Source organism: Streptomyces sp. UNOC14_S4, from assembly GCF_020740835.1.
Taxonomy (GTDB): domain Bacteria; phylum Actinomycetota; class Actinomycetes; order Streptomycetales; family Streptomycetaceae; genus Streptomyces.
This window is the reverse complement of sequence record NZ_JAINFC010000264.1, coordinates 1-10,351: the sequence shown is the minus strand read 5'-3', so window position 1 is coordinate 10,351 and position 10,351 is coordinate 1. Positions and strand designations below refer to the sequence as shown.

8 protein-coding genes are annotated in these 10,351 nt (G+C 72.0%); 3 read left to right on the top strand and 5 right to left on the bottom strand.

The genetic code is table 11. The features are described from left to right. The 3 genes from K6I34_RS38375 to K6I34_RS22490 all read left to right on the top strand — a co-directional run. On the top strand, positions 1 to 3,988 hold a 3,988-nt coding region (locus K6I34_RS38375), incomplete at its 5' end, for an amino acid adenylation domain-containing protein (protein ID WP_275127127.1). Positions 3,989 to 4,098: 110 nt separating this feature from the next. Continuing rightward, positions 4,099 to 4,329 (top strand): MbtH family protein, encoded by a 231-nt coding sequence (locus K6I34_RS22495; protein WP_121797109.1) that lies wholly within the window; start codon positions 4,099 to 4,101, stop codon positions 4,327 to 4,329. After that, a complete protein-coding gene (locus tag K6I34_RS22490; protein ID WP_229328135.1) occupies positions 4,326 to 5,537 on the top strand; it encodes a cytochrome P450 in 1,212 nt (403 codons plus the stop codon). The genes K6I34_RS22495 and K6I34_RS22490 overlap by 4 nt, the downstream gene beginning before the upstream one ends. 121 nt (positions 5,538 to 5,658) lie before the next feature. Here K6I34_RS22490 and K6I34_RS22485 read toward each other — a convergent pair whose 3' ends face one another. The 5 genes from K6I34_RS22485 to K6I34_RS22465 are packed head-to-tail and all read right to left on the bottom strand — an operon-like array spanning position 5,659 to position 9,935. Then, positions 5,659 to 6,675, bottom strand: a complete 1,017-nt coding sequence (locus K6I34_RS22485; RefSeq protein WP_229328134.1) for an aldo/keto reductase family protein — start codon at positions 6,673 to 6,675, stop codon at positions 5,659 to 5,661. Positions 6,676 to 6,684: 9 nt separating this feature from the next. After that, positions 6,685 to 7,614 carry an amino acid ABC transporter permease gene (locus K6I34_RS22480; RefSeq protein ID WP_229328133.1) on the bottom strand — a complete coding sequence of 310 codons (930 nt, stop codon included), beginning with the start codon at positions 7,612 to 7,614 and terminating at the stop codon, positions 6,685 to 6,687. Then, complete coding sequence (locus K6I34_RS22475; RefSeq protein ID WP_229328132.1) at positions 7,611 to 8,255, bottom strand: amino acid ABC transporter permease; 645 nt, start codon at positions 8,253 to 8,255, stop codon at positions 7,611 to 7,613. The genes K6I34_RS22480 and K6I34_RS22475 overlap by 4 nt, the downstream gene beginning before the upstream one ends. Positions 8,256 to 8,261: 6 nt before the next feature. Then, on the bottom strand, positions 8,262 to 9,176 hold the full coding sequence (locus K6I34_RS22470) for a glutamate ABC transporter substrate-binding protein (RefSeq protein WP_229328136.1): 915 nt from the start codon (positions 9,174 to 9,176) through the stop codon (positions 8,262 to 8,264). 15 nt (positions 9,177 to 9,191) lie between these two features. Further along, a complete protein-coding gene (locus K6I34_RS22465) occupies positions 9,192 to 9,935 on the bottom strand; it encodes an amino acid ABC transporter ATP-binding protein (protein WP_229328131.1) in 744 nt (247 codons plus the stop codon). Between the last annotated feature and the right edge of the window lie 416 nt (positions 9,936 to 10,351).

Below are 10,351 nucleotides of genomic sequence, written 5' to 3'. Positions count from 1 at the left end.
GCAGTACGCCGACTACACGCTGTGGCAGCACCGGCTGCTGGGCGACGAGACGGACCCGAAGAGCCTGGCGGCACGTCAGATCGCGTACTGGGCAGGCACCCTGGACGGCCTGCCCGAGTGCACCGAGCTGCCCGCGGACCGGCCCCGGCCGCAGGTGGCCTCGCAGCGGGGCGACACCCTGCACTTCACCGTCGACGCCGAGCTGCACCGGCGGATCACGGACCTGGCCGGGCGCAGCGGCACGAGCCCGTTCATGGTCGTGCACGCCGCGCTCGCGACGCTGCTCGCGAAGCTGGGCGCGGGCCCGGACGTCGCGATCGGCACGCCCGTCGCGGGCCGTACCGACCACGCGCTCGACGGCCTGGTGGGCTTCTTCGTCAACACGCTGGTGCTGCGCACGGACACCTCCGGCAACCCCGCGTTCCGCGACCTGCTGGCCCGGGTCCGGGAGACCGACCTGGCCGCGTACGCCCACCAGGACGTGCCCTTCGAGCGGCTCGTGGACACCCTCGCCCCGGCGCGCGGCCTCGCCCACCACCCGCTGTTCCAGGTGCTGCTGGCGATGCAGAACGCGCCGCGGAGCGTCCCGGAGCTGCCCGGGCTGACCGTCACGGAGCAGGCCGTGTCCACCGGGGCGTCCCGGTTCGACCTGTCGCTGAGCCTGCGCGAGCGCCCGAGCGGCGACCAGCGCCCGCGGGGCATGGACGGGGTCGCGGAGTACAGCACCGACCTGTTCGACCGGGAGAGCGCCGAGAAGCTCGTGCACCGCTTCCTGCGGCTGCTCGACGAGGTCACCGCCGACCCCGGCCGGCGGCTCGGATCGCTGGACGTGCTGCTCCCGGACGAGCGCGAGCGGCTGCTGGAGCTGAGCGGCGACGGCCCCGGCGAACTCGCGCTCCGGCACCTCCCCGAGCTGTTCGAGGCCCAGGTGCGGCGGACGCCCGACGCGACCGCGCTGATCGAGGACGACGGCTCCGGCACCGTACGGAAACTGACCTTCCGTGAGCTGAACGCCCGGGCCAACAAGCTCGCCCGGTATCTGATCGGCTGCGGCGCCGGGCCGGAGCGCTTCGTGGCCATCGCCCTGCCGCGCACGGCCGAGTCGGTCGTCGCGACCCTCGCCGTGCTCAAGGCGGGCGCCGCCTATCTGCCGCTGGACGCGGCCTACCCGGCGGCCCGCATCGCCTGGATGACCGAGGACGCCCGGCCCGCGCTCCTGCTCACGGGCTCGGGCACGGCGCTGCCCGTGCCCGAGGTGTCCGGTACGCGCACGGTGGTCCTGGACCGCGACGAGACCCGGCGGGCCGTCGCCCTGTGCTGGGACACCGACGTCTCCGACGCCGAGCGCACCCGGCCCCTGACCTGCGACGCGCCCGCGTACGCCATCTACACCTCCGGGTCCACCGGCCGCCCCAAGGGCGTGGTCGTCACCCACGCGGGGTTCTCCGGCGTGGTCGAGGCGCAGCTGCGGCGGTTCGGGGTCACGGCGTCGAGCCGCGTCCTGCAGTTCGCCTCGCACAGCTTCGACGGCGCGGTGTGGGAGCTGTGCGGCGGGCTGCTCACCGGGGCCGCGCTGGTCATGGCGCCCGCGCACGTCACCGCGCCGGGACCGGCTCTCGCCGCCCTGGTGGCGCGGCACGGCGTCACGCACGCGACGCTGCCCCCGGCGGCGCTGTCGGTGATGGAGCCCGGCGACCTGCCCTCGCTGCGCTGGCTGATCTCCTCGGGCGAGGCCGTCTCGGGCGAGACGGTCCGCCGCTGGTCGGCGGGGCGCCGGTACATCAACGGCTACGGGCCGACCGAGACGACGGTGTGCGCGACGCTCAGCGCCCCGCTGACGGGCGGCGGCACGCCCCCGATCGGGCGGCCGACCGTGGGCGCCCGCGCCTACGTCCTCGACCGCGACCTGTGCCTGGTGCCGCCGGGCGTGCCCGGCGAGCTCCATGTGTCGGGCCCCAACCTGGCCCGCGGCTATCTGCGCAGGCCCGGGCTGACCGCCGAGCGGTTCGTGGCCGACCCGTTCGCCGCGCCGGGCACCCGGATGTACCGGACCGGGGACCTGGTGCGCTGGAACGCCCACGGCCAGCTGGAGTTCATCGGGCGCACGGACGCGCAGATCAAGATCCGGGGCTTCCGGATCGAGCCGGGCGAGGTCGAGGCCGCGCTCGGCGGGCACCCGGGCGTGGGGCAGGCCGTCGTCGTGCCCCGCCGGGACGGCCGCGGCAGCACGTACCTCGCCGCGTACGTGGTCCCCGCCGCCGACGCCAGGGGTACGGCGGACCGGCCGGACGGCGCCGCTCTGCGCGCCTACTTGGCCGGACTGCTGCCCCCGCACCTGGTGCCGTCCGCGGTGCTGGTGCTGGACGCGCTGCCGGTGACGGCGACGGGCAAGGTGGACCGGAGCGCGCTGCCCGAGCCCGACTTCGGCGCCCTGTCCACGGGCCGGGCCCCGCGCGACGCGCGCGAGCGGGTCCTGTGCGAGCTGTTCGCCGAGGTGCTGGGCGTGCCCGAGGTGACCATCGACGACAGCTTCTTCGACCTGGGCGGGCACTCGCTGCTGGTCACCCGGGTCATCAGCGGGGTGCGCCGCCGCCTCGGCGTGGAGCTGCCCGTCCGCGCCCTCTTCGAGCGGCAGACGGTGGCGGCACTGCTGGCCGCCTGCGACCTGGACACCCCGGCGGCCGCACGCCCCGACCTCGCCGCGGAGGCCGTCCTGGACCCGGCGGTCACCGCGGGCCCGCCGGTGCAGAGCACGCGCACGGCGGGGCGGGAGAACATCCTGCTCACCGGCGCGACCGGCTTCCTCGGCGCGTTCCTGCTGCGCGAGCTCCTCGACCGGACGAGCGCCGACATCCACTGCCTGGTCCGGGCCGCGGACACCGCGCAGGCGGAGCGGCGCATCCGGCGGAACATGGCGGAGTACGGGCTGTGGAACGAGTTCTCCCGCAGCCGCGTCGTCGCCGTCCCCGGCGACCTGGAGCAGCCGCTCCTCGGCCTGACCCCCGAGCGCTTCGACGCGCTGGCGGGACTGATCGACGCGGTCTACCACAACGGCGCGCGCGTCAGCGCGGTCGACGGCTACGCCCGGCTGCGGGCCGCGAACGTCTCGGGCACCCGCGAAGTGCTGCGCCTGGCGGCCCGCTCGGGCCCGGTGCCGGTGCACTACGTCTCCACGGCCGCCGTATCGGTGGACGCGTCGGTGGACGCGTCGGTGGACGCGTCGGTGGACCTCTCGGCAGACGTTTCGGCGGACGTCTCGATGGACGTCTCGGCGGACACGGACGGGCGGCCGGCCCCGGTGCCCGAGTCCCACCGGGTGCCGGCCGACGGCGTCCTGCCCGGCGGCTACACCGAGAGCAAGTGGGTGGCCGAACAGCTCGTCTGGCAGGCGGCGGAGCGCGGCGTCCCGGTGACCGTCCACCGCTGCGGGCGGATCAGCGGGGACACCCTGAGCGGCGCGGGCTCCAGCCGTGACGTGTTCTGGCAGCTCGCGCGCGCCATGATCGTCACGGGGGCGGCGCCGCGCGCGGCGGACGACGGACCGGCCCCGGTGATCGACCTGATCCCCGCCGACTGGACCGCGGCGGCCATCGTCCGCCTGTCCCGCAACCCGGCCGCCCTCGGCCTGGCGCACCATCTCACCTGCCCCTCCCCCGTGCCCTTCGACACCGTCCTCGGGCACCTGCGGGCGTACGGCTACCGGCTGGACGCCCTGGACCTGGACACCTGGACGCGCGTGCTCCGTGAGCGCGCCGACGCGGAGGCGGCCGAGGAGGGCGCCACGGGAACGCTGGACGCGGCAGTGCTGCTCACCGACACACTGCCCGCCCTCGCCCGCGTCGGCAGACTGCGCCTGGACCGGGCCAACACCGTGGCGGGGCTGGCCGGTTCGCATCTCGCATTCCCGCCGCTGGACGGCGAGCTGATCCGCCGTTACGCCGACCACTTCGTGGCGTCCGGCTTCTTCCCGCCGCCCGCCGGGCACTGACCGCGGCGCACCGCGGACGTGCCGGGGCCGGACCCCGGCACGTCCGCGTGCCCGCCTCACACTCCCTTCCTCACACCCTCTCAGTTCGACCGAGCGAAGAAAGGTACGCCGTGAGCAACCCCTGGGACGACACCGAGGGCACGTTCCTCGTACTGGTCAACGACGAAGGACAGCACTCCTTATGGCCGTCCTTCACCACCGTGCCCGCCGGGTGGACCGCCGTGCGCGGCCCCGCCGGGCGTGAGGAGTGCCTCGCCTACATCGAGGAGAACTGGACCGACATGCGGCCCAAGAGCCTCGTCGAATACCACAACCGGCTCTCGGAGGTGCGGTCCGCATGAACGAGCACATCGACGGGCATCCTGCGCCCCGCCCCTACCCGTTCAGCGAAGCGGTCGCCCTGGACGTCGACCCGCTCTACGCGAAGCTGCGCACCGAGGAGCCCGTCGTACGGGTCAGCTGCCCTTTCGGCGAAGACGCCTGGCTCGTCACCAGGCACGCGGACATGAAGACGATCCTCGCGGACCCCCGCTTCAGCCGGGCGCTGGCCCAGGAGCACGACGAGTCCCGGATGACGCCGCTGCCCATCCACACGAGCATCCTGGGGATGGACTCCCCCGACCACACCCGGCTGCGCCGTCTCCTCGCCAAGGTCTTCACCATGCGGCGCGTCGAACTGCTGCGGCCGCGCATCGAGCGGGAGGCCCACCGGCTGATCGACGCGCTGGTCGCCGCGGGGCCGCCGGGAGACCTGATGGAGAGCTTCGCGGTGCCCTTCGCGGGCACCGTCGTCTGCGAGCTGCTCGGCGTCCCGTTCGAGGACCGCGAGCAGTTCCGCGGCTGGCTGGACGCCTTCTCCGCCACGACGGTGATGACGGAGGAGGAGATCGAGGCGGACACCCAGCGGCTGCACGGCTACATCGGGCGGCTGATGGTGACCCGGCGCGCGGCACCGCAGGACGACCTGATCAGCGCGATGGTCAAGGCCAGCGACGAGGAGGACAAGCTCTCCGAGAAGGAGCTCGTGGAGCTGGCGAGCGTCCTGCTGATCGCCGGTCACGAGACCGTCTCCTCCCAGATGATCGACTCCCTGCACGTGCTGCTGACGCACCCGGAGCAGCTGGCCGCGCTGAAGCGGAGTCCGGAGCTGATGCCCGGCGCGATCGAGGAGATGCTGCGCTATGTGCCGCTCATTTCCCACGTCACCTTCGCGCGCTATGCGAAGGAGGACGTCGAGCTGAGCGGCACGCTCGTCCGCGCGGGCGAATCGGTGCTGCCCGCGATTCCCTCCGCCAACCGCGACGAATCGGTCTTCGAGAACGCGGACCGCTTCGACATCCTGCGGGAGCACAATCCGCACCTGGGATTCGGCTACGGAATCCACCGCTGCCTCGGCGCGCCGCTCGCCCGCCTGGAAATGGAAGTGGCACTGGATTCGCTGCTGCACCGGCTGCCCGGCATGCGCTGCGCGGTTCCCGTGGAGGAGCTGGAATGGAAGGACGGCATGCAGGTGCGCAGCCTGCTCGAACTGCCCGTCGTCTGGGGGTGATTCACGGGAATCGCGGGGTTCCCGTGAATCCCGGGTGACGGAACGGGCCTCCTCGTCCGCGAGGAGGCCCGTTCACCGTTCTTCGCGCCGTACCGTCAGGTTCTTCGCGCCGTACGTACCGTCAGGCGAGCCGCCAGCCGGGGTCGGTGGGGCTGCTGTCCCGGGTGGCGGCGGGGTCGCGACTGACCACCGGGTCCAGCACGGCGTCGATCGCGGCCAGGACGTCCTCCTCCAGGCGGACCCCGGCGGCCTTGGCGTTGTCGGTGATCTGCTCGGGGCGCGAGGCGCCGATCACGGCGGAGGCCACATTGGGGTGCTGGAGCACCCAGGCCAGGGAGAGCTGGGCGATCGTCAGCCCGAGGCCGTCGGCGACGGGCCGCAGCTGCTGGACGCGGCCGAGGACGTCGTCCTTCAGCCAGTTCTCCAGCACCGGCGAGCCGTCGTTGGAGTCCAGCGCGCGGGACCGCGCGGGCCACTCCTGCCCGGGCAGGTACTTGCCGGTCAGGACGCCCTGCGCGAGGGGCGACCAGACGAGCTGTCCGACGCCCAGCTCCTCGCAGGCGGGCATCACCTCGGCCTCGGGCACCCGCCACAGCGCGGAGTACTGCGGCTGGCTGGAGACCAGGGAGATCCGCAGCTCCCGGGCGAGGGCATGGCCGCGCCGGATCTGGTCGGCCGTCCACTCGGAGACCCCGATGTAGTGCGCCTTGCCGGCGTGGACCACGTCGGCGAAGGCCTCCATGGTCTCCTCCAGCGGGGTGGAGGGGTCGAAGCGGTGGGCCTGGTAGACGTCCACGTGGTCCGTGCCCAGGCGGCGCAGGGAATTGTCGATGGACTCGCGGATGTGCTTGCGGGAGAGGCCGAGGTCGTTGCGGCCGGGGCCGGTGGGCGCGAAGACCTTGGTGAGGATCTCCAGGCCCTCCCGGCGCTCGCTTTTCAGCGCCCGCCCCAGGGATTCCTCGGCGAGGGTGTCGGCATAGACATCGGCGGTGTCGAAGGTGGTGATTCCGGCGTCGAGCGCGGCCCGCACACAGGCGAGTTCCGTTTCCTCGTCCCGCGCGGAACTCCGGGTGAGCCAGTTGCCGTAGGCGATGCGGCTGACTATCAGTCCACTGCGTCCCAGGTGACGGAAATCCATGTGCCCACACTATTCAAAGGACTTGGGCCCGTCCGGCGAATGCGGAATCCGGGGCTGATGTTCCGCGGGCCCCGGCAGCAGCGTCCCCGGCTCGGCCGCGGCGACCTCGACGGCCTCCGTTTTGAGGCTGCGCCTCTGCTGCTTCGCGACCCAGTGGGCGAGCCACGACAGGAGCATGCACATCCCGATGTAGATCGGCGAGATGATCATGACGACGGGGATGAACGGAAGTCCGTAGTCGAGATTGCCGGCGATCAGCTTGCCCGCGTGCAGGAACTCCTCGTAGGTGATGAGGAAGCCCAGCGAGGTGTCCTTCAGGGCGACGACGAGCTGGCTGATGATCGTCGGGAGCATCGCCCGGAGCGCCTGCGGCACCAGGACGTACGTCATCACCTGGGTCTTGCGCATGCCCAGGGAGTACGCGGCCTCCCGCTGGCCGCGGTCGACCGTGTTCACGCCCGTACGGAAGACCTCCGCGAGCACCGAGCCGTTGTAGAGCGTCAGGCCGGTGACGAGGGCGGGCAGCGGCTGGACCTTGAGCGCGACGAACACGAAGAAGATCATGACCAGCACCGGCATCGCCCGGAAGAACTCCACCAGCAGCGTGGCGAGCCAGCGCACCGGCCGGTGTGCGGAGAGCCGGGCCGTGGCGAGCACCCCGCCGAGCGCGAGGGAGAGCACGGCGGCGTACACGAACGCCTTGAGGGTGTTGCCGAGGCCGCGCAGCAGCAGTTCCTGGATGCCCTTGTAGGTGAAGGGGTCCCACTTCTGCGCGGTGAACTGATGGGTGTCGAAGAGGAGATACACCACCCAGGCGACGAGACCGGCGATCAGGGCGGTGGCGACGGCGCCGTAGAGCAGGTGCCGCCGCCGGGCCAGCGGGCCGGGGATGTCGTAGAGCGCGGTCGAGCCGGTGGAGGATGTGGCGACGGCGGTCATCGGGCGACTCCCCAGCGCTTCTCCAGCACGTTGAAGGCCGCGCTGATGGTCAGGGTCACGATCAGGTAGCCGACGGCGATCCAGACGAAGGACCAGACGATGCTGTAGCCCAGCTCGTTGAGGGACTTGTAGGTGCCGAGCAGCTCGGTGACGCTGAACGAGCCCGCGATCGCGGAGTTCTTGGCGAGCGCGATCAGCGTCGAGCCGACGGGCGGGATCACGGAGCGGAAGGCCTGCGGCAGCACGACGCAGCCGAGCGTCTGGGTGAAGGTCATGCCGAGGCTGCGGGCGGCCTCGCCCTGCCCGACCGGCACCGTGTTGATGCCCGCCCTGACGGCCTCGCAGATGAACGCCGACGTATAGCAGCCGAGCGCGAGGATCGCGAAGAGCTGGAACGGCAGGACGACGCCGAACCGCGGCAGCCCGAGCAGCACCGCGAAGAACAGCAGCGTGAGCGGGGTGTTGCGGAGCACCGTCACCCACACCGTGCCGAAGGCCCGCAGCGAGCCGACGGGCGCGACACGGAAGGAGGCCATCAGAAAGCCCAGGACGAGGGCCAGGAGCGAGGCGTAGACGGTGAGTTCGACGGTGCCCAGCAGCCCCTTGCCGTAGAGGGAGAGATTGTCGGTGAGTACGTTCACGGGGCATCAGCTCGCCGGGTAGCGGTCGACGGGCGGCGGCTGGGGAGCGGGCACCCCGGACAGGCCGAGGGTCGCGTCGTACGCCTTCTTCCAGTCGCCGTTCTTCTCGTGGGCCTCGATGGCGTCGTCGAGGGCGAAGCGCAGGGCGGTGTCCCCGCGGGGCACGCCGATGCCGTAGGGCTCCTTGGAGAAGGGCCTGCCGGCGATCCTCAGCTCGTCGGGGGCCTTGGCGGCGAACCCCATGAGGATGGTGTCGTCGGTGGTGACCGCGTCCACCTGGAGGCTGAGGAGGTTGTCCACGCAGATCGAGTACGTGTCGTAGGCGACCGCGATCGCCTTGGGGTAGTCGCGCTGGATGCGCTGGAGCGGAGTGGAGCCCGCGGCCGAGCAGACCTTCTTGCCCGCCAGGTCCTGCGGCCCGTCGATGCCTTTCTCGTCCTTGCGCACCAGCAGGGACTGCCCGGCGATGTAGTACGGCCCGGCGAAGCCGACCTGCCGCTTGCGCAGGTCGTTGATGGTGTAGGTGCCGACGTAGTAGTCGATCTGGCCGTTCTGCAGGGCGGTCTCGCGGTTGGCGGAGGCGATCGTGCGAAAGACGACGGTCTTCGGGTCGAAGCCGAGGGAGGCGGACATCATCCGGGCGATCTCGATGTCGTAGCCGGAGTAGAGGCCGGTGGCCGGGTCCTTCTCGCCGAGGTAGGGCTGGTCCTCCTTGGCGCCGACGACGAGGTGGCCGCGGCTCCTGGCGTTCCGCCAGGTCGGGGAGTCGGGCAGCTGGAAGCCGGCCGCGACGTGGTAGACGGGGAGCTGGTCGGCCCTGGGGCCCTTGACGGGCGGGCTGCCCTCCTTGCCGCAGGCGGCGAGGAAGGAGAGCAGCAGTACGGCGACGAAGGCCGTACGGGCGCGGCGGGTCGGCCTCAACCGGTTCACCGCCCCTCAGTGCTTCAGGATCTTGGAGAGGAAGTCCCTGGCGCGCTCGCTCTCGGGCGCGGTGAAGAACTCCTCCGGGGGGCGGTCCTCGACGATGCGGCCGTCCGCCATGAAGACGACACGGTTGGCGGCGGAACGGGCGAAGCCCATCTCGTGGGTGACCACGACCATGGTCATGCCGTCCCGGGCGAGCTGCTGCATGACCTCCAGCACCTCGTTGATCATCTCCGGGTCGAGCGCGGAGGTCGGCTCGTCGAAGAGGAGTGCCTTGGGGTCCATCGCGAGGGCGCGGGCGATGGCCACACGCTGCTGCTGGCCGCCGGAGAGCTGCGCGGGGTACTTGTCGGCGTGGGCGAGCAGGCCCACGCGCTCCAGCAGCTCGCGCGAGCGCTTGTCGGCCTCCTCCTTGCCGCGCTTGCGGACCTTGACCTGGGCGAGAGAGACATTGGCCAGCACGGTCTTGTGGGCGAACAGGTTGAAGGACTGGAAGACCATCCCGACCTCCGCCCGCAGCCGGGCGAGCTCCCGGCCCTCCTCGGGAAGGGGGTGCCCGTCGAGGGTGATCGTGCCGGACTCCACGGGTTCGAGGCGGTTGATGGTCCGGCACAGGGTCGACTTGCCGGAGCCGGAGGGGCCGATGATCACGACCACTTCGCCGCGGCCGACGGTGAGGTCGATGTCCTTGAGGACGTGCAGCTGTCCGTAGTGCTTGTTGACGTTCCGCAGTTCGATCAGAGGATCGAGGACCATGCTCACCTCTCGCCGGTAGCGGGCCCGCTACCGGCGCAGATTACCGCCGCTTTGGGTGGTTTGCGTGGTGTGACACCCGCGCGTCTCCTGGGGGCTGCGCCCCCTGGGCCCCCGTTGCGCCTACCGGGAGTACGTCTTGCGCTGCGCGCGGCTGCGGGTCGGTGCGCGGCGCCTATCGGAGTGCCTCTTGCGCTTGACGCGCGGCCGCGGGTCGGTGGCCCGTTGCGCCTACCGGGCTGCCACCCGGGCCCGGCGCGCGGCTGCGGGTCGTCGACGGCTGGTCGCGCAGTTCCCCGCGCCCCTGATGGGGCGCGGCCCGTCGGCTGTGCTTACGCCTCCGCCTTCCCGGTTGTGGGCATGCGTTCCGCAAAGGGCTGGGGGTCCCCCCGGACGGAGTCTGGGGGGACCCCCAGCCC

Excerpts from the sequence above, each read along its gene's own strand:
- K6I34_RS22485 (WP_229328134.1), bottom strand. The coding sequence starts at position 6,675 with ATGGATTTCCGTCACCTGGGACGCAGTGGACTGATAGTCAGCCGCATC.
- K6I34_RS22480 (WP_229328133.1), bottom strand. The coding sequence starts at position 7,614 with ATGACCGCCGTCGCCACATCCTCCACCGGCTCGACCGCGCTCTACGAC.
- K6I34_RS22490 (WP_229328135.1), top strand. The coding sequence starts at position 4,326 with ATGAACGAGCACATCGACGGGCATCCTGCGCCCCGCCCCTACCCGTTC.
- K6I34_RS22465 (WP_229328131.1), bottom strand. The coding sequence starts at position 9,935 with ATGGTCCTCGATCCTCTGATCGAACTGCGGAACGTCAACAAGCACTAC.